Raw genomic sequence first — 23,191 nt, forward strand, 5'->3', positions numbered from 1 at the left:
TTAGTGTAAATTAATAAATGTATAAAGAACGTAAAGTGTCAGTAAAAATATAATAAAAAGCGAGTTTATGATGAATAGTAAAAAACTTTTAACAAAAGATACAATTCTCGATTCGCCATAAAAACGATGATGTGCAGGATAAAAATAATAACACATCCAAATGCTTCCCGCAAAAGTGGTAAGTCCCGAAATGTAAGACATTGGACTATCTTCTCCAAATAAACCAATCAATCTGTCGATAATAAACATTATTAGAAAAATCAGTAAGAGAAAAGAGAAATAGTGAAGAGTGAAAATTCCATGATCAAAATAATACCATCTTTTTTTATTGTGAAACAACCACAAGAAAAAGGCAAAAAACGGCATAATAATGAATAAAATTTTCGGAAGATTGTGAAAGAAAGCTTCTATGAATTTTACAATTATCTCTTTTTTGGTGTATTTTTCGGTAACATGAGTGGCTTTTTCATAAAACCAGTACGATGTTGCATTTAACTTTTCACTTTCCTTTCCATATTTCTGAATAGAATCAATTTCTTTCATGCTTTTCAATTGAAAATAGGATTTGTCAAGTGTTTTCGCCTTTAAATATGATTTTTCGTCCCAGCTTTTCTTTTCTTCCTTAACTGCTTTTTCAAAATTAGACGTGATTTCTTTGTCATTTTTCGTTAGTTCTTCACCAATATTGCTTGGAAACAATGCAATTAAAAGAAAAGTAATAAAACTGATAAAAATATAAAGACGTACTGGAGCCAGATAAGATAATCTTTTTCCTGAAAGATATTCTTTAGTTAAGTTGGAGGGTTTAAAAAGAAGATTTTTGATGGTTTTCCAAAAAGCATTTTCGTAATGCGTTAAATCTTCAAAGAAATGTATAAATAAATGATGAAAAGTTTTTCTACTGTCGCTATTTTCCTGTCCGCAGTTTGGACAGAATTTTTGCTCTACAACGTGCCTGCAGTTTAAGCAGGTTTTGTCTTCTCTAATTTTACTATGTGACATTTGGTTAATTGGGTTGATTTGTTTTTGGTTGGAGTTATAGTGGTATTATTTTTTCAAAACTTCGTTTAAAAATAATTGTAAATGATCAAAAGATCTTTTTGCAGCGACAGGATTGTAAGCAGCACCTTTAGAATTGTCGCTTCCTGCTTCAGGATTCGTAAAAGAGTGAACAGAATTTGCATAATAAATCATTTGCCAATCTGCTTTTGAATCACGCATTTCTTGTTGAAAAGAAGTGATTTCATCTTTTGGAACAAACGGATCATCAGCTCCATGACATATTAAAACTTTTGTCTGGATTGCATCTGTTTTTCTGCTAGCATCTTTTCCTAAACCACCGTGAAATGAAGCTATGCCTTTTAGATTCAAATGACCACGGGCAGCTTCTAAAACTCCTGTTCCGCCAAAGCAATATCCAATTGCTACAATATTATCTGCGTTGGCTCCAGATTTTACCAATTCTTTTAAAGCGGCATCTATTCTTTTTTGATAGGCTTCATAATTTGTCTTATAAAAACCAGCTTGTTTTCCTGCTTCACCAGTATTTTTTGGGTAGTTTCCTTCTCCATAAATATCTGCGATAAAAACATGATAGCCTAGTTTTGATAATTCCTCGGCAATTCCTTTAGAAGCATTGTCGATTCCAAGCCAAGCGGGTAAAAGCAAAATTCCGGGATTGTTACTGCTTTTTTTAGCTGATTTAATAAATAAGCCATTCAATTGCTGACTTCCTTCACTATATTTTACTGGTTTTAATTGCGCATTCATAAGGTTGGAAAATAAGATTGCACTGAATAAAATTAGTACTTGATTTTTCATAATTTGGTAATTTTTAACAAATATCAGAAATAATATGTTACAAAAAAACCTCACAAGTAAATTATTGTGAGGTTTGTAACTGTTAAATATGAAAAAAAATAAGCGTACTTATAAAGATATATTTCTTTTAAAAGCGCATCCTAATTCTACAATAGAATCGGTTTTATCGATACCAGGAATTCCGTCAATTTTTTCGTAAAGAATGCGGCGCATATGCTCATGATTTTTGGCAATAATTTTAATGTAAAGCGTAAAAGAACCTGTAACATAATAACATTCGGTAATCTCAGGAATTTCTTTAAGTGCTTCAATAATTCTTTCAGAATCAGAATCTTTGTTTAATGTGAGTCCAGTAAAAGAAGCCCAATCATAACCAATTTTCTTTTCCTGAATTATCGGTTTTATTCCCCCAATTACACCTTGTTCAATCATTCTATTGATACGCTGATGCACCATTGTATTTGATATTTTCAAATTAGTAGCGATGGCTGAAAAAGCCATTCGTCCGTCTTTTTCTAATTCTTTTAAAATACTAATATCAAATTCGTCTAATAATTCCATGCAGTAAAAATCGTTTAAAAATTCAGTCTGTTGCGATTTATAAAAGTAATTCTTTTTTTTAATAATTGGTTGTGAAATTAAATTTCAATCCAAAATAAATTTGTCTTTTTTTGGGTTTTAAAAACTGTGTTTTGACTTTTATTTAGTTATTTTGAAGTCAATATTTTAATTTTTAAATTGATTTTAATTTAAATTTGATATTTTTGTAAAAATAAAAAGCATATTATGATAAGTACAGAAAAGACACTTTCGTCAAAATCTGAGGTTTTGATTGAAAAAGAAAATAAATATGGAGCTCATAATTATCATCCGCTTCCGGTTGTTTTAGAACGTGGTGAAGGAGTATATGTTTGGGATGTTGACGGAAAGAAATACTTCGATTTTTTATCTGCCTATTCTGCAGTAAATCAAGGGCATTGTCATCCGAAAATTGTAAACGCAATGGTAGAACAGGCTCAAAAACTGACTTTGACTTCTCGTGCTTTTTACAATGATAAATTAGGAAATTACGAAGAATACGTTACAAAATATTTTGGTTTCGATAAAGTGCTGCCGATGAATACGGGTGCTGAAGCTGTAGAAACGGCTTTAAAAATTTCTAGAAAATGGGCTTATGAAGTAAAAGGAATTCCAGAAAATCAAGCGCAAATTATTGTTTGTGAAAATAATTTCCACGGAAGAACAACTACAATTATCTCATTTTCAAATGATGAAACAGCACGTAAAAACTTCGGACCTTTTACAGATGGTTTTATTAAAATTGAATATGATAATTTGGAAGCATTGGAAAACGCTTTAAATTCATCAAAAAATATTGCCGGATTCTTGGTCGAACCAATTCAAGGTGAAGCAGGAGTTTACGTTCCTTCTGAAGGTTATCTAGCGAAAGCAAAAGCGCTTTGCGAAGAGCACAATGTACTTTTTATTGCAGATGAGGTTCAAACGGGAATTGCAAGAACTGGAAAATTATTGGCTGTTCATCACGAAAATGTGCAGCCAGATGTTTTGATTTTAGGAAAAGCAATTTCAGGTGGAGTTTATCCGGTTTCAGCTGTTTTATGTAATGACGAAATCATGAACGTAATCAAACCAGGACAACATGGATCTACTTTTGGAGGAAATCCTGTTGCGGCAGCCGTTGCTATTGCTGCTTTGGATGTTGTTAAGGACGAAAAATTGGCTGAAAATGCTGAACGTCTTGGAATAATTTTAAGAGACGGATTGAATAAAATTGCAGAAAAAAACAACTTAATTACGCTTGTTCGCGGAAAAGGTTTATTAAATGCGATCGTAATCAATACCGATGAAGAATCTGATTTGGCTTGGGAAATCTGCCTAAAATTCAGAGATAACGGATTATTGGCTAAACCAACCCACGGAAATAAAATCAGATTGGCACCGCCTTTGGTTATGACCGAAGAGCAAATTCAGGAATGTTTGGAGATTATAGAGAAATCTCTGAACGAGTTTAAAAATTAAATCTTTAAAATCAATAAATGAAAGCGCCTCATTGAGGCGCTTTTTATTTAGACTTATTTTTAAAAATAAATCCTATTATGATATAAAAATGCCTTTTAGTGGCTTAATTAATGTTTTTTGTAGTATTAATTTACTTAAATTAACTAAAAAGCTTAAACTAATTATGTCAAAATTCTCAGAACAAGTTCATATTTCGATCAGTTCTTTCGAAAAAAATATCATTTATTACGATTTTCAGCTTTCGCAGAAAATGGCCGACCACCATTATTTTTCGTTTACTTGGCAGTACACTGGAAAAGCTATTATTGACCCCGAAGATCAGGAAAAAGCAATCAGCAAATATATTGGAAGTGAAGTTATTTTTACATTCAAAGTCGGCAGCATCAGACTGATGTCAAAAGGAATCATTGAAGGATTAAAATCGGTTGATCTTCATGGAAGTCCAGCGGGACTTCATGTTTACGGAATAAGTCATACCGTTCTGTTGGATGATAATGAAAAATCCAGAATTTTTCTTAAGCGAAACCTCCAGCAGATAGTGCTGGAAATCTTTGCAGAAACCAATTCTGGCGAATTCTATCAACGAGAAGCAATTGTTCCCACTTATAAAAAAGAGTTTTCGAACAAGCCGCAGTATAACGAAACGAGTTTTAATTTCTTAAAAAGGCTTGCCACACGATACGGACAATGGTATTATTTTGACGGAATGCGGATGCAGTTTGGCCAGACAAAAGCCAGCAACGTAAAATTGATCAATGGATCTTCGCTTCATAAATTTACGATTGAGACCAAATTGGCTTCACACAAAAGCTCTTTTGGAGGTTATGATTATACAAATGCATCAAGCATCCGCAGTTCATCTGAGAAAACCACAACAGGAAGCCGTGATAGGTTTGCCGTTTCAATGGGATTCAATCAAGGACAAATAGCCAGAAGAGAATTAAAAGTTGGGGCATATACCAATAACGCCAATAATAAGGACGAAATTGAAGAAATGGTAAAACTCCAGACCTCTGCACGCGATGCAAACTGTGTTTTCTACAGCGGAATTTCCTATTATCCAATAGGTTTGGGGCAGGTTTTTACCATTCAGAATAAAACGGTTGAACACGAATTGATAGCCGTAGAAGTTATCCATCATTCAGAAATAAACGGAAATTACAGTTGTGAGTTCAAGGCTATTCCAGCCGATGTTGCTGTACCTCATTATACAAATCCAAAAATTTTTGCACTTGCAGACAGCCAGCCCGCAAAAGTGATAGACAACAACGACCCGGAAAAAATGGGACGCGTAAAAGTAGAATATTATTGGAATGGCTGGGGAAATGAGAGTGACTGGATGCGAGTAGAACAGCTTTATGCAGGAAAAGAAAGAGGAATATATTTTAGACCCGAAATAGGCGATGAAGTCCGTGTAGTTTTTGAAGGCGGCAATGCAGAACGCCCATATGTTTCGTGTTCCAATTACAACGGACAAGCGATGCCCGAGTTTTTTGATTCCGAAAACAGCATCAAAGGCTGGAAGCTTCGCTTTGGAATGTTATTCAAGTTTATAGAAAAAATAGGCATCTGGCTTTCTGACCCGAGCGGGAATGAACTACATATGGATGAAAAGTCTAAGAGTACAACTTTGACTGTACCAGAAACTTTTACAATTAACTGTAAAAATTTTGTTATAAATGTTGAAGAAAATATGACAACTAATGTTGTAGTGAGCAAAAATGATACAATCGGATTAAATCATACTGAAAATATAGGAGGAATCAAACAAATAGGAGTTACAGGAGATTTTAATGCAATTATTGATGGAAAATATTCTGAGCATATAAAAGGGAATTTAGAATCAACAACTGAAAAAGATCGACATGACCATAGTAAAGAAAGTCTAAATACTTATACAGATGGTAATTTAAGTAAAAACTCTCAAAAAAACATACAAAATAATAGCGGAGAACAAACAAGACAAAACTAAAGTTATGACCAGAATGAGAATTGTAGAAGGAACAAGTACAATTATTACCAAAGGAGATCATTATATGTACTCTGAAGGAAATATTACTTTTAATGCTGGTGGATTCATAGAAGAAAATGCCAGTCAACATACTTATGGAAGGCCTATAGATGCTCCGGTTTTCGAAATTTTCCCTAGAATTTTATATTTAAACGGACATTTTTATAACGAAGATGGCACATTTGAAGGAAAAGTAAATGAAGTCGAAAATGAAGGAAGTGTTGAGGATGTTTATACTTGCAAAGGAAAATCTATACAGAAAGATAAAAGCGGAAATGATTTTATGACCTATAATGGCATTGAAGCTTTGAAGATTAAAAATGAGCTCTTTTTAAGAATTGCTGGATTAGCATATTCTGAATCAGGATTTTCATTAGATGTAATAAAAAGTATTCCTTTTATTGTTATGAATCATCATAGGCAGTTAACAACTTCTAATGTTAAAATATATAAGAATGATTGGTTTTTAGATAACACTCTATTTAAAATGCGGAATAGATGGAGCGATTATAGATATGCTCATGAATTTCATTATGGAGCACAAGGAAATGCTGCATTTAGGGAATTTCTAGATATTGAATTAAATGAGAATATTGATTTTGACAAAAACTCTCAAGGAAGAAACAATAATTCGAAAATAAAAACAGCAATAGAATACACTATTAATGCAGTTCAATATCTAAATAAAGAATATGTTGGGGAAGACATTTCCAATGGAGGTATTGGGTGGCAAGGAGCAGATATTTTAAATAATAAAAACTGGAAAAACTGGCTTTACATTCACCCGGAACACAAAAAAAATGCATTCAAAAACTGGACTAATTCTTATATTTTAGAGAAATCAATTTTTGAATCCATTTCCGTTTTTAAAGGAAGTTTTGGAACAACAATAATTTATAAATCAACTGAATTTAGTTTTAAAAATAGCTCAATAGGAAATATATGAAAAAAATCATTTTCTTCTTTTTCTTTCTATCTACCTTATGTCACTCTCAAAAAAATGCAGATAAGATTTTTCTAAAAAAAGAAATACAAACATGTAGAATACCAATTAATGATACACTTAGTGTATATTATTTAAAATACAAATTAAATAATTATGATATTAAAATATTCCTTAAAACTGCTAGCACAATAACAGACTCGTGTTTTAAAAGTAATATTTCTAAAGATATTATAGATAAAGTAGGTATTAATCATAACCCAATTATTCAGATAAATAATTATTCCATTAAAGACTTGAATATTCCAAGTTTTTACAATTTAATTCCTGAAAAAATTATTCTATTCAAGAATAAAAATTATTCTATTATAGCTTTAGAGTTATATAGTTATTCTCATTCGACTGTAGGAAATGGTTATATTAATTTATGTTTCAAAATAGATTCAAAAGGAAATATTATTGACAAAAAAATGATTGAATCAAAACTACCACTTGAAGCAAGAAAATATCGAAAAATTTTTAATACCCGATAGCGCGGATTTACAATTCGTGCCCCTAAAGATTGGTCTATTTACTGTAATTATAAAAGTTAAATATTTGGTATTGAGTCTGTATTTGAAAATTGTATTTTGCCTTACTGGTGCGGGCACAGATTGCAAATCCGCGCTATCGGGTTGTGCAACTCAATATCACTGGATTGCATATGAAGGAAATCTAATTATTGATCCAATAAAAAATGAATATAGCTTTTCATATTATTGTTGGCAAAAATTATACACGAGTTTGACTATACGAAAATCTGTTTTTAATAGTAATTTTTATGGATACATTAAGTTTAAAAAATAAGTTCAAAATATTTATTTTCTGCTTCTTATTTATTAGCTGCAAAAACAAAGATAATCAGATGTATGTACTTAAAAATGACCTTCCTATTATTTCGGTTAGAAATAGCTCTGAAAAAGACATTCTCGATTCAAAATTAAGTCTTAAGAGAAACAATACTATTGCTGACGTTGGTAATTTGTTAGTTTACTCAAAATCTAATAATACAATTGACATTTCGCTATTATTAAAAAAGACAGATACGGTTTATAAAACGGATACTATTTTAGTATATATAAAAGATAAATGTTTTACACTTTCTGATATTGAAAAAAAAGGAGTTGTAAGTTCTGGAAGACCTTTTATAATTAGTTATAAAATTAATAATAAAGATTTTATCGATCGAAATGGATTTTATGAATTGTGATTTGATTAGTTTAATTTTAATCAAAAATTAATTAGACCGAATATCGTCCTGCTGGCTCAAGTGTCTCGCTCGTGCACAATTGGATTTGTTTGAATATGAAATGCCCAATGACTCTGTGTTAAAAGATTATTTAACCAAAATGCTAGAAGCAAGCAAAGAAGAGGACGGTAAAGATTATGCAATACCTACAGACATGTACCGTCATATCTGCAACAAATATGTGCACCTCTCAGCACATTACGGCGGTCTTGATGCTTTGTATTCTAAAACTGGCGACCATTATCTATTAGGCGATTATGGCTTTGTTAATTATCCAGTACCCTATACAATAGATGAAAAAGGAAATGTTACTTACCAAAGAAAAATTTATGCGAATCGTTAAATTATATATATTCTTTTTTGTTCTGCTGGCAAGCTGCCAGTCTCCTAATTCGAAAGATAAATTTCAATGGAATGCAGGAATTTCTGCGCCTAAAAACTATCTGGCTACCCCTGCTGTAGCAAGTGTCCCGCTCGTGAACACATAAAAATTATAGTCTTCTTTTTAACCTTTATAAAGAAGACGGTTTCAATTGTTAAACTTTGGAAAAAAAGAGGCGATTGTATTTTGTACAATCGCCTTCTGTTTATAATTACTTAAAATATCAAAAAAAGTAACTATTTCTTTTTGTCATAAATCGACAAAATATTTCTGTTTTCCAAAATTGAATTCATAATAAGTCAAATTTGGCCAAAGTGGTTTGATTAATCCTTTTTCCCAATTTTGTAAAGCTGTTTGTAATTCCTTCACTTTTGATGGATTTTTTGCAGCTAAATCTATGTTTTCCGATTTGTCTTTCGCCAAATTATAAAGCCAGGTTTCATGTGTTTTTCCGCTAACAATTAGTTTCCAATCGCCGCTTCGGATGGCTTTTGCATCGCCCGAACGCCAGTATAAATTTTGGTGTGCTTCTTTGTTATTATTTACCACATCAACTAAGTTTACGCCATCGTAAACCCGATCTTTTGGTAATCCAGAATGTGTAACTGCCGCAATCGTGCTGAAAATATCCAAAGTACTTACAGGCCTTTTATAAACCGTATTCGGTTTGATTTTACCTTTCCACGAAAGTGCAAAAGGAATATTGATTCCGCCTTCGAAATGAGAAAATTTGCCGCCTTTTAAAGGAGCATTTGTGGTTGCAAAAGTGTAATCTGCTCCTCCGTTATCGCTTGCGAAAAAGATTAAAGTATTATCTTCCAAACCTTCTTTTTTGACCTTTGCACGAATTCTTCCAATCGCATCGTCAAGCGCGCTGATCATGGCAAAATAGACACGTTTGTTTTCGTCTTTTACATTCGGAAAACGATCGTAATATTTTTTACGAACCTGAAATGGCGTATGTGGTGCATTAAACGGAACATATAATAAAAACGGTTTTGTTTTATTTTTATCGATAAAAGCTTCTGCTTCTTCTGCAAATTTTTCAGTCAAATATTTCTTTTCATCAATAATGGTAGAATCTCTGCGAATTTGTCCAATTCCGACACGGCCTTTGCCCCAAATCATTTTGTCGGTAAAATCTTTGTGATGATGATTGATAATATCCGGATTATTATCCTCGGGAGCAAAAAGCGAAAACGCCTGATAAAATCCGTAATGATAATCGAAACCGCGATCTAAAGGAAAAAATCCTTTGTTGTGTCCCAAATGCCATTTTCCGATAATTGCGGTGCTGTAGCCCTGCTTTTTGGCTAAATCAGCAAAAGTGATTTCAGATTGTGGTAAACCTTGCGTCTTAATCGATTCATCATTTGGATAATTGATTTTATCATTCAATCGCCAATTGTTGGTATTCATCACATATTTGAAAGCATAATATTCGAGATTGTTTTTCGGATAACGATCTCCCGGCTGATATTCGTGTCCGAAACGTTCCTGATATCTTCCGGTAATCAATCCTGCTCTAGAAGGCGAGCAAATAGAAGAAGAAGCATAACCTTCCGTAAAAGAAACTCCTGAAGCTGCCAAAGAATCAATTTGTGGAGTTGGTGTCGATTTTCCGCCGTAGAGCGAAATATCATATTTTCCTAAATCGTCGGCAAGGAGAATAATGATATTTGGTTTCTTTGCTGAAGTTGAAGTATCTTTTTGTGCAAGAAATGCTGTTTTTCCTTCCAGTAATTTTTCATTCGGTTTTATTAAAGTTCCGTCGGTATTGATGGGCCAAAATAGAAATGCTGCCACAAGGAGAAGCACTATTAAAATGGAAACAACAATTTTGGTTATTTTTTTATAGGTTGCCATATTTTGGTTTTGGTTTGTTTAATGAAAAGTTTTGCCAAAATTTTAAACTTTGCCAAAGCTGAATCTAATCGTTAATCTGCGGATTTTTTTGACTTTTTATTTTCGAATAAAACGCGTCTAACGTCAACGAACTGTGATTTTCATTCTGAGAAAAAACAACAATTGCCCATAAAAAGGCAATTGCTGTCAAACTGGTTTTTAAGATTTGATTTTTCATCCTGTTTCGATTAAACTTGTTCTAAAACTGGAGCAGGAGTTTCTTCCACAATAACTTCTTTTGGTTTTGATGGAAAAGACAATACACCTTCGGCCAGAGAACTTCCTTCTTTCTTAGATTTGAATATCGGCCAAAGAAACTGCGCGTACCATTCTTCTTGTTTGTATGATTTTGTTCCGTAAGATTCTGGGAATTTACGTGTGATCAATCCCGTTCCGAAAATAACATCCCAGATAAAAAACATATTTCCGAAGTTTCCTTTAAAGTGTCCAACACCATCTCCGCTTGTATCTGCGTGATGCGCATGATGTGTGGCAGGAGTAGAAATCAGTCTTTCTAAAACCCAAGCAATTGGATGCAACACTTTGTATTTGTAAAACGGTTTGTCCCAGGCAATACTAGAATGTGCACCCAAAGTGATGAAACTTTTAATAACCAAAACAAATAGGGCAGGTAATCCTAATCCCAAATAAGTCAAAGTTGCAGTCAAATATATTTGAGAAAAGAAAACCGTATAAATAAAGTTTTGTCTCGAAGCCATCGCCATTCCCATATAGGGAGCAGAATGATGCGTTCTATGAAAACGCCATAAAAACGGAACCTGATGGTGCAATCTGTGGTACCAATATTGCGTTAAATCGTCGGCAATTGCAATTAAGAAAAAGCCTCCCCAAAACGGAACCCATGATAATGCATTAGCGGCATTTGGCAATAAATAAGGTAAAGCTGTTAAGCTAAAAAAAGCAATGATTGGAGGTAAAATTAATTTTGGAGCTAAGAAAGAAACGATATCAATTTTGCGTTCTTCACCGGTCCATTCGTCATCGTATAAACCTGCTGCGAATTCGATTATTCCTAAAACAATCATAAATACGATTAATCCCCAAGATCTGATGTTTGCGAAAACGGGTTGTGCAAATTGTAAAAATGATGGTACTGTTAAATGTGATTCGCTTACGGAACTTCCTCCAAGTTGAAAATAAAGGTATATTGCCAATACTGGCAGCGAATAAATGAAGAAACTTATCGTTAAGTCTCTCACTAATTTTTCTTTTTGAACTATTGCCATGATTTCTTATTTTAAAAATTGATTAATAATGGTTAAACCTCCAGCTAAAATGGCCAGCGGAACTAAAAACAGGATTATCCCAACGACAATCTTTTTTCCTATAATTTCATAGTCTACTCGTTTCATAATGTTCGTTTTATTTCCTGCAAGGTTTTCAAAACCTTGTAGTTACGTTTTTTTAGTTGTTGTGAATTGAAACCTACAAGGTTTTGAAAACCTTGCAGGAATCGAAAGATTATTAATTAGAACTTCCGCCAGGTTTTGTAGCCTGTTTGATTAAATCAGAAACTGTTTTTCCTTTGTCGGCTCCCGTATTGTGAATTCTTCTGTTGTAAACATCCTGCCAGTAAATCAACGGATAAACATTATTTTCTTTTGCTTGTTCATCAAATAATTTTTGAAGTTCGGCCAGTTTTTCAGGATATTTTTTAGCTAGATTATTTCTCTCGTTGAAGTCTTCGTTCAAATTGTACAATTCCCAAACATCGGTGTCGAAATTGCTTGGAGCTGGTTTTTCGTTGTTTCCGATAGATTTTTTTACAGCAAATGAATCAGGAAGATGTGCTGCAGAAGCTTTCCATCCGTCTTTGTAAATCGCTCTGTTTCCGAAAATGTAGTAATACTGTATTTTATGTAAAGATTCTGCTTTCGGATTATCGATTGAAGCTTTGAAAGTTGAACCCTGAATAATATCTTGTTTAATATTTTTGATGTATTCTGGAGCTTTAATTCCGGCAATATCCAAAGTGGTTGGCAAAATATCGGTTACGTGGCTGTATTGATTTCTAATGCCGCCTTTGTCTTTAATTCCGTTTGGATAAAATACAATCAACGGATTACGAGTTCCGCCTTCAGAATGTGCGTCTTGTTTCCAGTTTTTGAAAGGAGCATTCGTCGCTTGTGCCCAACCCAAAGGATAATTGGTATTTAAACCTTTAGCCGTTCCGATTTCTCCAATATTATTCAAATTGCTTTGAAAGTTTTCTTCATCCGTTTTTCCCTGAGAAAACAAACTTTGATTGATTGTTCCTTGCAAAGTTCCTTCTTTACTTGCTCCATTATCGCCAATGGCAACAAAAATCAAAGTATTGTCAAGTTGTCCGCTTTGTTTTAAATAATCGACCACTCTTCCAATTTCATAATCTGTATAAGTTAGGAATCCAGCGTAAACTTCCATGAATCTTGCGTATACTTTCTTTTGATCTGGAGATAATTTTTTCCATTCTGTAATTAAAGCATTGCGTTCTGGTAAAACAGCATTTGCAGGAATAACACCTAATTTCTTTTGGTTGGCCAATACTTTTTCGCGGTAAACATCCCAACCTTCATCAAATTTACCTTTGTAAGGTTCGACCCATTTTTCAGCAACTTGATGAGGTGCGTGAACCGCTCCTGGCGCATAATACAAGAAGAATGGTTTTCCGGGCGCTGCTTTTTGTTGTTTCTGAATATAACTGATTGCTTTGTCTGTAATCAATTCATTCAAATGACGTCCGTCGGGTTTAATGTGAACTTGATCTTCCACCAAATCAGGATTGTATTGATCGGTTTGTGAACCTAAGAATCCATAGAAATGATCGAAACCTTTTCCGGTTGGCCATCTATCAAACGGCCCCGCATCTGTGGCGTCTTCATCTGGCGTAACACCGTATTTTCCAACGGCGAAAGTATTATAACCGTTTTCGCGTAAAATTTCTGCAATTGTTCCTTTATCAGAAGGAATTCTTCCGTCCCAACCAGGAAAACCAGCGGATAAAATAGTGTGAGAAAATCCGCTGACATGCACTCTTCCTGAATTCCTACCTGTCAATAAAGCCGCGCGAGTAGGGGCGCAAATTGCTGTTGTATGAAAGTTGGTATAACGTAAACCATTGTTTGCCAGATTATCAAAAGTTGGCGTATTGATTAATCCACCAAAAGCAGTTGCCGCTCCAAAACCAACATCATCTAATAAAATCCAAACTACATTCGGAGCGCCTTTTGGAGCTTTTACTGGATCTGGCCAATATTCTTTTGAATCTGCTAATGTTTTACCGATTGTTCCTTTAAATTCTGTTTTTTCCTGTGCTATTCCCAATTGAGCAACTAAGAAAGCGGTAATCAAAAGCCCTTTTTTTGGACTTTTGACTGCAATGCTATTTTTAAAATTTTTCATCGTTTTATAGTTTTTTTAGTAATATGATTTTAAATAATGGTTCTTATTTTTAAACACATAGAATCATAGATTATAGAAGTGGTAAAAAGGCGTTTCACTTATTTAATTCACATAGCAACTATGTGTTGAGAAACTAGTTTCTCTTTTATTTTCTTCATCAATAATTTTAAATCTATGTTTCTATGTGTTTAAATTTTTAATATCCAGGATTCTGTGGTAATCCATCAGGGTTAATATTTCTTTCGCTTTGCGGAATTGGATACAGATTATTTCTTTCTGAAACAGAGTTCTTAGCTGTTACTTTTTTCACTTCAGTGACCAACGTTCCCCATCTCACCAAGTCAAACCATCTTTGTCCTTCCTGAACAAATTCTTTTTTGCGTTCTTCCTGAATTGCCGCTCTGAAACTTGCCTGATTCAATGCCACTAAATCAACCGTTACATCTGGCGTTGTAATTGCTTTTCCAAAAGCTCTTCTTCTAACTTGATTAATTAATTCGTAAGCCTCGGCAGTTGGACCACTTTGTTCATTGATCGCTTCCGCTAAAGTCAAAAGGATATCTGCATAACGAATCACAGGAAAATTAATCGCTACGTTTGATGGAGTTGCCAGATTCGTCAAATCCAAATATTTCTTGAAAATCGGTTTTGGAAAAGTATAAAGCGTTCCCGTTGTCGGATTAAGCAATTGTTTCGCATAACTTACATCTCTTCTTTTATCTCCTGCTGCATAAATATCATAGAATAAAGCAACATCTGAGATAATATCGGCCGGTTCAGTAGCTGTAAATCCGGTGAAAGATGTAGCTTGGAAAGTACTTCCACTAGAACCATTTCCAGCTTGATTGGGTTCAAATTGAACAGAAAAAATATGCTCTTTTCCGTTCTTTTTTGTTTTAGTGAAAATGTCTTGAAAATCTTCAAACAAAGCATATCCGTAACCACCATTGATTACTTCTCGAGCTTTTAAAATGGTATTTGGCCAATCTTTTCTAGTAATGTAGACTTTTGCTAAAATCGCTTTTGCAGCTCCAGAAGTTGCACGTCCGGCGTCTGCAGCAGAATAAGTGGCTGGTAAGCTTTCCGCATCGGTTAAATCTTTAATAATCTGCGCGTAAACTTCATCAGCGGTGGAACGGTTGGTTTTTAAATCACCTAAATTGATAGAAGTCGCTTCGTGCAAAACAATTGGAACTCCACCCCATAGACGAACGGCTTGAAAATATAATAGACCTCTAATGAATTTCGCTTCGTTTATTAATCTTGTTTTAATAACTTCAGAACCAGAGACTTTAGGAATATTATCAATAGAAACGTTGGCCCTGTTGATTCCTGCATAAATTTGTCTCCAAGCTACCTGAACACGATCTGAAGTCGCGTCATGAGTCAAACTACTCAAAGCTCGAACTTGCGGATTCGTAGCAGAAACTCCCGCTGCAGCATAATCTGATGCCATATCAGTTAAGAAATAAAGGTTTCTTCCAAACAAACTTTGTTCACCCGGATCAAGACTTAAAGAGGCATAAACAGCAGTAACACTTGCCACAGCATCGTCTTGTGTATTAAAATAATTGTCTTCGGTTACAAAAGACTCTGGAGTTACCTCAAGCTCCGTGCACGATACCAATAAACCGGCACTTAATAGGAATGTTATAATGATCTTTTTCATTTTGATATATTTTTTTACTTAGAAAGTTACGTTCAGACCCGAAATGAATGTTTTAGAGTTTGGATAAGAACCAAAATCAATTCCCGGATATAAGTTGTTTTGTTCGTATGAACTTACCTCTGGATCATAACCAGTGTATTTTGTCCATGTAATTAAGTTTTCTGCAGAGACATAAACTTTTACGCTTTTTGTTCCCAATTTTTTAGAAACGCTTTTAGGTAAAGTGTAACCTAATGTGATTAATTTCAATCGTAAGAAAGAGGCGTCTTCTACATATCTTTCCGATACAATTCCTAACGGAGAACTTGTCGCTCTCGGAATTTCATTACTTGGATTTGTTGGTGTCCAACGGTCATTTAAAGTCGCAGCTGCGTTAGTTCCAAGCGTAGAAATTTCTAATTGCTGATTTAAAGCGTTGAAGATTTTAGCGCCGTAAGATCCTTGAAACGAGAAATTCAAATCGAAATCACCATAAGAAACAGTGTTGCTGAAACTTCCAACAAATTTTGGCTGAGAAGTTCCTAGATTTCCTTTGTCTAGAGCAGTAATTACACCATCTCCGTTGGTATCAACATATCTTCGGTCTCCTACTTTTGTATTGGCTAAACTGTTGATTTTTGGTTGGGTATTAACTTCTTCCTGAGTCTGGAAAATTCCGTTGGTTTTGTATCCCCAGAAAGTTCCCAAAGGCAAACCTACTTTTACGATAACGGGCTGTTGTTGTAATAAAGATCCGTTTGGAACTACAGGAAAAAACTCATTTACACCATTTCCAATTTCGGTCACTTTATTTCTGTTTAAAGAAAATACGATGTTAGAATTCCATGCAAAATTTTCTGTTTTAAGGTTTTCTGTTGTTAAACCAACTTCAAAACCTTTATTTTCAACGCCACCAATATTTTGAAGAACCGTCGCATAACCAGAACTCAACGGAACGGGAACACTGATTAATAAATCGTTTGTTTTTTTGTAATACACATCAAAAACAAAATTGATTTTTCGGTCTAATAATGATAAATCCAATCCAACGTTATATTGGGTTGTTTTTTCCCATTTCAAATCCGGATTTGCCAATCGGGTAGGAGCGATTCCAGTGTATAAAGTCCCTCCAAAAGAATAATTTACCGAACCCATTGAAGCTAGAGAAAGATAGTTTCCAATTTCTTGGTTTCCTGTCGTTCCAGCTGTAATTCTAAGTTTTGCTTCCGTCACACCTTTTATGTTATTGGCGAATTCTTCATCGGTAATATTCCAAGAGAATCCTGCAGAAGGAAAATAACCCCAAAGCGATTCAGCACCAAATCTTGAAGAACCGTCAGCACGTCCTGAAAGTGTAAAATTGTATTTCCCTTTATAAGAATAATTTACTCTTGCTAACCAAGATTTTAAAACGCTCTCGTAAGCTTCGCTATATGGTTTTACAGCAACACCATCCTGAAGTGCGTTGTACGTATTCGCATCATTTACAAAAGTATTGGCTCCTGCATTTACGACTTCACCTTTCGTATATTGAAGCGTATAACCTCCTAAAGCAGAAAACTTGTGACTTTCTCCGAAATTCGTATTATAGTTTACTGTGTTTTCATTTAAAACAGAACCGACCAAACGATCACCAACAGATGCTAAACCTTTTGTTCCAGCTCCTGTAGTGGTGTTAGACGGTGCATAATAATTTTGTTTTGTATTTAAAACATCACCACTTACGGCCACTTTTGCAGTCAATTTTTTTGTGATTTTATATTCGCCAAATAAACTCGTTAGAATTCTGTTTAAGTTGGTTTCGTTAGTAGTATTTTCTAAATCATTAATCGGATTTGGAACATAACCATTTACAGAAGTAGCGTATGGATTATTAGTTACATTATAACTTCCATCTTCATTTTTGATTGGAACAACTGGCGCAGTCAATACAGCAGCTACAAGAGGATTTGGAGTTCTTCCACTTCCTGCAGTTCCCACACCATTTGCTAGAGAATAGGTATAATTGGCATTTACACCAAATTTGAAATTCTGAGAATAGTTTCGTTCGTAATTTGCACGAAGAGAAATACGTTTGAAATCTGAACCCAAAACAATTCCTTCCTGATCAAAATAACCCGCAGAAACCGAATATCTGGATCTTTCGTCTCCACCAGAAAAAGACAAATTATGACTTTGAACTGGTGCCGCAGTTCTAAAGGCTGCAGACTGCCAATCGTAATTTCCTGAAGTTTTGAAAGCTTCGATTTGAGCATCTGTAAAAGAAGGCGCCTGACCAATACTTGCCTGAACATCGTTTCTCAAACTTGCCCATTCGCTGGCATTCATTAATTTCAGTTTTTTCGAAATATTCTGAAATCCGAAATAGCCTTGATAGGAAATATTATCTTGTCCTTTTGTACCTTTTTTAGTGGTAATAATCACAACTCCATTTGCTCCTCGAGAACCGTAAATTGCAGTTGCCGAAGCATCTTTCAAAACTTCAATAGATTCAATATCAGCCGGATTTATAGTAGACAAAACGTTGACACTTGCTCCTGCATAAGTAACTCCAGCAGAACTGTTGGCATTATCATTATAGATTAAGATTCCGTCTACAACATAAAGCGGTTCATTACCCGCAGTAATAGAATTTCCTCCACGAATACGAACACTCGAAGAAGCACCCGGACGCCCCGAACTTTGTGTAACTACAACCCCAGCAACGGCACCTCTTAGAAGATTATCTGCCGAAGAAGTTACCTGAGATAAGTTAGCTTTTGGTACAGAAGCTACGGATCCGGTAATGTCTTTTCTTTTTTGAGTTCCGTAACCTACAACAACCAGTTCATCAAGTTCTTGGCGCTCTTCTCTCAGATTGATGATAACTGGATTTTTTTCAACGATAAATTCTGTTTTTTTATACCCAATGTAACTTACAATTAAGGTGTAAGGAAATTTTTGTCCCGTTTGAAAATAGAACTTTCCTTCTGCGTCGGTAATAACGCCGTGAGTCGTTCCTTTGATTGTAACAGAAGCACCGATAATAGGTTGATTTGTAATATCATCAACCACAGTTCCATCCAATTTTGACTGAATAAGCGGGGTTGTATTTTGGGCTTGTATTCCTGTCGTCAGCAGCAGGAGAAATAACAATATGTATATGTTTGAAATTTTTTTCATTTCTTTGTATTGGTTTTAAGTAATTAACAAGACGCCCTGAGCACTGTTGATACAGCACTCTAAAAGTGTTCTTGATTTAGTGATAAATGTTCTTTAAGCCTTGCCATTTCTGTTGCCGCAGAAATGGCTTTTTTTATTTAGAACAACAGCTTTGCATTGTTTTCATTTTAGTTTTTTTAATTGTTAGTTATTTAATTTATTGAATAATAGATATAGTTTCAAGAATCTACTCCAATACAAACAAATGCATCGAAAAAGACCTTTGGTTAAATTCAGTAAAATATTTTTGATGGTGTTTTAAAAGATTTGCTTCGATATGAAATCTAAAGACAAACAAAACCAGTAGATTATTAACAACAGATACACATATAACAAATAGTGCTATAAGTGTATTTTTTAGGAAGAATGTAACGTGATGTGCTTTCTGTTGTTTTCACAATAATAGTTTTTATGGTTTGAAATATTATTTTAAACTCTATTAATCCTATAGACAAAGTTAAATTTTATATAATAAAAACCAAAAGTTTGAAGATCTTTTTTTGAAAAATATCACTTTATATAAGCTGTGTAGAAGAGTAATGGTTAGCTGTAGCCTTATTTTAAGGGACTTTAGAAGATATTTAAACTTGAAGTAAATGTTAAAACAAAATTGAAAACATAGTTTTAATTGTAGTATTTATACTTCTTTTTGTTGTTTTTTAAATACTTAATTCGCTAAAATTGAGGCTGAAATTAACTTGTTTTTTCTTTTTTTAGATTTCGATGAATGTTTTCTACAAAAAGAAAGAACTTTTTTGAAGTAATTTATTGAATAGCTATAAAGCACAAAATGGACTGCAATTTTTAAAATTACAATCCACTTTGAGGTGAAAAAAGGTGTTTTTTAAGTATTAGAATAGGTATGTACACTTTGTGCCGCCGATGGCATATAATTTACTCCAAACCAACAAAGGAGCAGTATAATAAATGCAGCAGCCAAAGTAATTAATATAGCTTTTGTTTTATTAGGATAGCGATAACGAAGGTGTATGTACATTAAATATCCAAGCCATGTAAGCATTGCCCAAGTTTCTTTAGGATCCCAAGTCCAGTAATGTCCCCAAGCTTCTTTTGCCCACAAAGCACCGAAAAGTAAACCTAATGACAGAAATCCGAACCCAACATATACCAGATTATTGGCAAGGTCTAATATATCATTTGTGTAAGTTCTATTATAATATTTATACAATCCGTAATAGGCTACGATTGATGATGCCGCCAATAAGGCATACGAAAAAATATAAACCAAAACGTGTGGTACAAACCAAACACTTTGTAAGGCTGGCATTAAAGCTTTGTTATAAGTGTCTGGATTAAAATAATTTATTAAAAGAAAAATCGCTGCCATTATGAGACTATAATTAAGCAGCCATTTGTATTTCCATCTTATATAGGTGATTACGCCAATAACAGGCAGAAAAACGGCGTACCAGAGTCTTGCAGCTGTAATAATTATGATTTTGTTTGGCCTTTCTTTTTGTTTTTTTGAAATAGATTGATCTTACATCAATCTTCAAAATAGAAATACTTCTGAAGTAATAGATTTTTTGTCTAAAAATTAGTGAGAAGGGACAAAAGCTAACTAATAATTCTCATAAATACTTATTGTGATTCTTACAAAAAATGACAATTCATAATAAAAGATATTTTTTGTATTAGTGTCTTATTATCAATGTTTTAATGTGTTTTTTAAAATGAAATATCTTTTTGTCTCTTAATATGATATTTGTCATTATTTGTAAGATTTTAAGCGTCTAATTTTGCTTTTAATTTGAGGGGAGATTTTAAATGTAATTAAAAGTAATTTGGATTTTTATGAGCAATTTATCGCAGTCTCACACCCAAGAAATAGAAGATAATTAATTAAATTAAAATAGAGATGAAAACTTGGTTAGATAAATGGAACCCCGATGATGAAGCGTATTGGAATGCTGGCGGAAGTAAGATTGCTTGGAGAACTTTAACAATAACAACTATTACATTAGTTTTATCATTTGCCTCTTGGTTCATGATGAGTGTTATTGCGGTAAAATTACCTGGATTAGGATTTAATTTCTCCAAAGATCAACTTTTTTGGCTAACAGCAATTCCTGGTTTAGCAGCTGGATTTTTGAGAATTATTCACACATTCTTGCTTCCAATATTTGGAACACGTCATATTGTGTCTTTTGCTACAGCAATTAAATTAATTCCCGTAATCGGAATTGGTTTTGCCATAATGAATGTAAATACACCTTTTTGGGTTTTTGCAGTTTTAGCTTTTACAACTGGTTTTGGTGGAGGAGATTTTTCTTCTTATATGCCAAGTACAAGTTTATTTTTTCCGCAAAGATTAAAAGGTACTGCTTTAGGAATTCAGGCAGGAATTGGAAATTTTGGAGTTTCTCTGGCACAATTTGTTACGCCAATGGTGATCAGTATTGGAATTTTTGGAGCATCGACAGTTTTTACAAGTATTGATCCGAAAGAAACTATAACTGTTTTGCAAAATTCATCAATTGAAAAACAAAAGGATGTTTTCGCGGCATTAGATGCTGACGTTCAAACCAAAATACTTTCGAATGTCAAGAAAAATGTTGTCGATTCTGTTAGCACAGCGGTAAATTCTACCGATAATGTAATTGTTTTTACTTCTCTACCAGTCAAAGTAAAAGCAAAAGCGATTGCAAATGCAAATCCAAAATTGGCAGAAAAAATATTGAACAATATAAGTGCTGAAAACCCTGCTGTTAAAAACAAACCAATATACTTACAGTCTGCGGCATTTTGGTATGCACCTTTTTTAATTATTATGGCAATTGTAAGTTGGCTCTATTTAAGAAGTATTCCGATGAAAGCTTCTGTAAAAGAACAATTGGATATTTTTTCAAATAAGCACACTTGGTATTGTACGGTTACTTATGTAATGACTTTTGGAACTTTTGCAGGTTTATCAGCAGCGTTTCCTTTAATGATTAAATTCCTTTATGGAGATTTTCCAAACGCGCCAGATCCATTAGTATATGCATTTTATGGTCCATTAATTGGTTCAGCTAGCCGTATTGCTTTTGGTTTTGTTGCCGATAAAGTTGGAGGTGCAATTCTAACAACAATAACAGGTTTAGGTATTTTGGCAGGAGCTATAATTTTAGTAACCCAAGGATTAGTGGCACCAACTAGTATGGATCAGTTTCCTCTATTTGTAGCCGTTATTTTAGCAATGTTCTTTTTTACAGGTGTTGGTAATGCTGGAACATTTAGACAGTATCCAATTATTTTTAAAGAAAATCAGCGTCAGGCTGCAGGAGTAATAGGATGGACAGCTGCTATAGCCGCTTTTGGACCATTTATTTTTTCTAAACTAATAGGAAATAATATCTCTTCTAATGGTACTGTAAATCAGTTTTTTATAGGTGTTGCTGTTTTCGCATTATTGGCTACAGCTATCAATTGGTGGTTCTACAATCGTAAAAATTGTGAAAAGCCAAGTTAAATAAAGTAATCATTTGAATTTATTAAAATGAAAGATAAAACATTTAATAGCAAAGCATTATTGGTTGCAAGTTTAGTTTCTATATTAACAATAGTGCTTGTTTTTTATGGTTCTAGAGAATTGCAAAATTTTGATGCCGCATTAGTTACCTATTTATTTGGAACCGTATTTGCTTTTTTTGGAATAGTATATCGATACACCGTCTGGCTGCAAAGACCTCCAACTTGGATGTATTTTAAAAGAAGTTTAAAATTTCTGTTTACTGGAAAAATCTTCTCGCATTTATGGTTTTTAGGAAAAGAATCAGTGCAGAATATTCTAGTTCAAAAGTTTATTTATCCAAGAGGTAAATGGCGCTGGTTTGCACATTTTTGTATTGCAATTGGTTGTTTGTCGGCATTTGCAATTACTATTCCGCTTACATTTGGATGGATTCATTTTACTTTGGCGCCCAATTCTATTTCGATTTATGAGGCTCATTTCTTCGGATTCAAAATGATGGATTTTCAAATTAATTCCTTTTTGGCATTTTTAATATTTCATGCCTTAAACTGGTCTTCATGGTTAGTAATTATTGGTTCAGTTTATTATTTAAGAAGAAGATTAACCAATCCTGGCTTAATTGCTACACAAACATTTGAAGGTGATTTGCTGCCTCTTATTTTATTAATCGCAATTTCAGTTACAGGATTATGCCTGACCTATTCTTACCAATTTATGAAAGGTTTTGCGTATGATTTTCTTGCTGTAATTCATGCCGTTACCGTAATTATGTTTTTGATTTGGATTCCGTTTGGGAAATTCTTTCATATCATTCAGCGTCCAGCCCAAATTGGAGCACACATATACAAACAGGAAGGAATTAAAAAAGGAATGGCTGTTTGTCCGCATACGGGAGAAGAGTTTGCAACAAAACTTCATATAAGCGATTTAAAAATTGTAACCAAAGAATTAGGTTTCGATTTTAGTCACGAAGACGGAACTTCTCATCTTGATTTAAGTCCTGAAGGAAAAAGATCGCGTCTAGCACAAGCACATTTAAAAGCCCGACAAGAAGGCGGAAATTTATTTGGATAAT

18 protein-coding genes are annotated in these 23,191 nt (G+C 33.8%); 8 read left to right on the forward strand and 10 right to left on the reverse strand.

Going from position 1 to position 23,191, the window contains the following annotated elements; all coding sequences use genetic code 11:
* The 3 genes from K6T82_RS02030 to K6T82_RS02040 form a co-directional block, all read right to left on the reverse strand.
* The gene (locus tag K6T82_RS02030) at positions 1–1,002 is read right to left on the reverse strand and encodes a DUF3667 domain-containing protein (RefSeq protein WP_223704346.1); all 1,002 of its coding nucleotides are present in this window, start codon (positions 1,000–1,002) and stop codon (positions 1–3) included.
* Between the two features lie 45 nt (positions 1,003–1,047).
* Positions 1,048–1,821, reverse strand: coding sequence for a dienelactone hydrolase family protein (locus K6T82_RS02035; RefSeq protein ID WP_223704347.1), 774 nt, complete (start codon positions 1,819–1,821; stop codon positions 1,048–1,050).
* A 108-nt stretch (positions 1,822–1,929) separates the two neighbouring features.
* Positions 1,930–2,382 carry an Lrp/AsnC family transcriptional regulator gene (locus K6T82_RS02040; RefSeq protein WP_129745654.1) on the reverse strand — a complete coding sequence of 151 codons (453 nt, stop codon included), beginning with the start codon at positions 2,380–2,382 and terminating at the stop codon, positions 1,930–1,932.
* Positions 2,383–2,607: 225 nt separating this feature from the next.
* Between K6T82_RS02040 and rocD the strand changes: the two genes are divergently transcribed.
* From rocD to K6T82_RS02070, 6 genes are all read left to right on the forward strand, one after another.
* On the forward strand, positions 2,608–3,861 hold the full coding sequence (rocD, locus tag K6T82_RS02045; protein WP_223704348.1) for an ornithine--oxo-acid transaminase: 1,254 nt from the start codon (positions 2,608–2,610) through the stop codon (positions 3,859–3,861).
* Between the two features lie 163 nt (positions 3,862–4,024).
* Positions 4,025–5,833 carry a type VI secretion system Vgr family protein gene (locus tag K6T82_RS02050; RefSeq protein WP_223704349.1) on the forward strand — a complete coding sequence of 603 codons (1,809 nt, stop codon included), beginning with the start codon at positions 4,025–4,027 and terminating at the stop codon, positions 5,831–5,833.
* Positions 5,834–5,837: 4 nt separating this feature from the next.
* Complete coding sequence (locus K6T82_RS02055) at positions 5,838–6,818, forward strand: hypothetical protein (RefSeq protein ID WP_223704350.1); 981 nt, start codon at positions 5,838–5,840, stop codon at positions 6,816–6,818.
* Positions 6,815–7,348 (forward strand): hypothetical protein, encoded by a 534-nt coding sequence (locus tag K6T82_RS02060; RefSeq protein WP_223704351.1) that lies wholly within the window; start codon positions 6,815–6,817, stop codon positions 7,346–7,348. The genes K6T82_RS02055 and K6T82_RS02060 overlap by 4 nt, the downstream gene beginning before the upstream one ends.
* 371 nt (positions 7,349–7,719) lie before the next feature.
* Entirely contained in the window at positions 7,720–8,064 is a 345-nt protein-coding gene (locus K6T82_RS02065; protein WP_223704352.1) for a hypothetical protein, read from the forward strand.
* 139 nt (positions 8,065–8,203) lie between these two features.
* Positions 8,204–8,446 carry a hypothetical protein gene (locus K6T82_RS02070; RefSeq protein ID WP_223704353.1) on the forward strand — a complete coding sequence of 81 codons (243 nt, stop codon included), beginning with the start codon at positions 8,204–8,206 and terminating at the stop codon, positions 8,444–8,446.
* Between the two features lie 288 nt (positions 8,447–8,734).
* On the opposite strand, the gene K6T82_RS02075 is transcribed toward K6T82_RS02070, so the two are convergent.
* The 7 genes from K6T82_RS02075 to K6T82_RS02105 all read right to left on the reverse strand — a co-directional run bounded on the left by K6T82_RS02075 (position 8,735) and on the right by K6T82_RS02105 (position 20,133).
* Positions 8,735–10,351, reverse strand: a complete 1,617-nt coding sequence (locus K6T82_RS02075) for a sulfatase-like hydrolase/transferase (RefSeq protein WP_223704354.1) — start codon at positions 10,349–10,351, stop codon at positions 8,735–8,737.
* Between the two features lie 64 nt (positions 10,352–10,415).
* Positions 10,416–10,568 (reverse strand): hypothetical protein, encoded by a 153-nt coding sequence (locus K6T82_RS02080; RefSeq protein WP_223704355.1) that lies wholly within the window; start codon positions 10,566–10,568, stop codon positions 10,416–10,418.
* Positions 10,569–10,578: 10 nt separating this feature from the next.
* Positions 10,579–11,637, reverse strand: a complete 1,059-nt coding sequence (locus K6T82_RS02085) for a sterol desaturase family protein (protein WP_223704356.1) — start codon at positions 11,635–11,637, stop codon at positions 10,579–10,581.
* Between the two features lie 238 nt (positions 11,638–11,875).
* Positions 11,876–13,792, reverse strand: coding sequence for an arylsulfatase (locus tag K6T82_RS02090; protein WP_223704357.1), 1,917 nt, complete (start codon positions 13,790–13,792; stop codon positions 11,876–11,878).
* A gap of 196 nt (positions 13,793–13,988) precedes the next feature.
* Positions 13,989–15,461 carry a RagB/SusD family nutrient uptake outer membrane protein gene (locus tag K6T82_RS02095; RefSeq protein WP_223704358.1) on the reverse strand — a complete coding sequence of 491 codons (1,473 nt, stop codon included), beginning with the start codon at positions 15,459–15,461 and terminating at the stop codon, positions 13,989–13,991.
* Positions 15,462–15,479: 18 nt separating this feature from the next.
* Positions 15,480–18,602 carry a SusC/RagA family TonB-linked outer membrane protein gene (locus K6T82_RS02100; RefSeq protein ID WP_223704359.1) on the reverse strand — a complete coding sequence of 1,041 codons (3,123 nt, stop codon included), beginning with the start codon at positions 18,600–18,602 and terminating at the stop codon, positions 15,480–15,482.
* An 883-nt stretch (positions 18,603–19,485) separates the two neighbouring features.
* Complete coding sequence (locus tag K6T82_RS02105; protein WP_338083345.1) at positions 19,486–20,133, reverse strand: cytochrome c biogenesis protein; 648 nt, start codon at positions 20,131–20,133, stop codon at positions 19,486–19,488.
* 387 nt (positions 20,134–20,520) lie between these two features.
* Here K6T82_RS02105 and K6T82_RS02110 point away from each other — a divergent pair, with 387 nt between their 5' ends.
* A complete protein-coding gene (locus tag K6T82_RS02110) occupies positions 20,521–22,113 on the forward strand; it encodes a magnesium transporter MgtE N-terminal domain-containing protein (protein ID WP_223704360.1) in 1,593 nt (530 codons plus the stop codon).
* A gap of 27 nt (positions 22,114–22,140) precedes the next feature.
* On the forward strand, positions 22,141–23,190 hold the full coding sequence (locus K6T82_RS02115) for an MFS transporter (RefSeq protein ID WP_223704361.1): 1,050 nt from the start codon (positions 22,141–22,143) through the stop codon (positions 23,188–23,190).
* Position 23,191 lies beyond the last annotated feature (1 nt).

Origin of the sequence: Flavobacterium potami (assembly GCF_020026915.1) — a bacterium.
GTDB classification, from domain to species: domain Bacteria; phylum Bacteroidota; class Bacteroidia; order Flavobacteriales; family Flavobacteriaceae; genus Flavobacterium; species Flavobacterium potami.

What these genes read in the sequence shown, in the direction of transcription:
- K6T82_RS02030 (WP_223704346.1), bottom strand. Translation starts at nt 1,002, where the DNA reads ATGTCACATAGTAAAATTAGAGAAGACAAAACCTGCTTAAACTGCAGG.
- K6T82_RS02035 (WP_223704347.1), bottom strand. Translation starts at nt 1,821, where the DNA reads ATGAAAAATCAAGTACTAATTTTATTCAGTGCAATCTTATTTTCCAAC.
- K6T82_RS02040 (WP_129745654.1), bottom strand. Translation starts at nt 2,382, where the DNA reads ATGGAATTATTAGACGAATTTGATATTAGTATTTTAAAAGAATTAGAA.
- rocD (WP_223704348.1), top strand. Translation starts at nt 2,608, where the DNA reads ATGATAAGTACAGAAAAGACACTTTCGTCAAAATCTGAGGTTTTGATT.
- K6T82_RS02050 (WP_223704349.1), top strand. Translation starts at nt 4,025, where the DNA reads ATGTCAAAATTCTCAGAACAAGTTCATATTTCGATCAGTTCTTTCGAA.
- K6T82_RS02055 (WP_223704350.1), top strand. Translation starts at nt 5,838, where the DNA reads ATGACCAGAATGAGAATTGTAGAAGGAACAAGTACAATTATTACCAAA.
- K6T82_RS02060 (WP_223704351.1), top strand. Translation starts at nt 6,815, where the DNA reads ATGAAAAAAATCATTTTCTTCTTTTTCTTTCTATCTACCTTATGTCAC.
- K6T82_RS02065 (WP_223704352.1), top strand. Translation starts at nt 7,720, where the DNA reads ATGTATGTACTTAAAAATGACCTTCCTATTATTTCGGTTAGAAATAGC.
- K6T82_RS02070 (WP_223704353.1), top strand. Translation starts at nt 8,204, where the DNA reads ATGCTAGAAGCAAGCAAAGAAGAGGACGGTAAAGATTATGCAATACCT.
- K6T82_RS02075 (WP_223704354.1), bottom strand. Translation starts at nt 10,351, where the DNA reads ATGGCAACCTATAAAAAAATAACCAAAATTGTTGTTTCCATTTTAATA.
- K6T82_RS02080 (WP_223704355.1), bottom strand. Translation starts at nt 10,568, where the DNA reads ATGAAAAATCAAATCTTAAAAACCAGTTTGACAGCAATTGCCTTTTTA.
- K6T82_RS02085 (WP_223704356.1), bottom strand. Translation starts at nt 11,637, where the DNA reads ATGGCAATAGTTCAAAAAGAAAAATTAGTGAGAGACTTAACGATAAGT.
- K6T82_RS02090 (WP_223704357.1), bottom strand. Translation starts at nt 13,792, where the DNA reads ATGAAAAATTTTAAAAATAGCATTGCAGTCAAAAGTCCAAAAAAAGGG.
- K6T82_RS02095 (WP_223704358.1), bottom strand. Translation starts at nt 15,461, where the DNA reads ATGAAAAAGATCATTATAACATTCCTATTAAGTGCCGGTTTATTGGTA.
- K6T82_RS02100 (WP_223704359.1), bottom strand. Translation starts at nt 18,602, where the DNA reads ATGAAAAAAATTTCAAACATATACATATTGTTATTTCTCCTGCTGCTG.
- K6T82_RS02110 (WP_223704360.1), top strand. Translation starts at nt 20,521, where the DNA reads ATGAAAACTTGGTTAGATAAATGGAACCCCGATGATGAAGCGTATTGG.
- K6T82_RS02115 (WP_223704361.1), top strand. Translation starts at nt 22,141, where the DNA reads ATGAAAGATAAAACATTTAATAGCAAAGCATTATTGGTTGCAAGTTTA.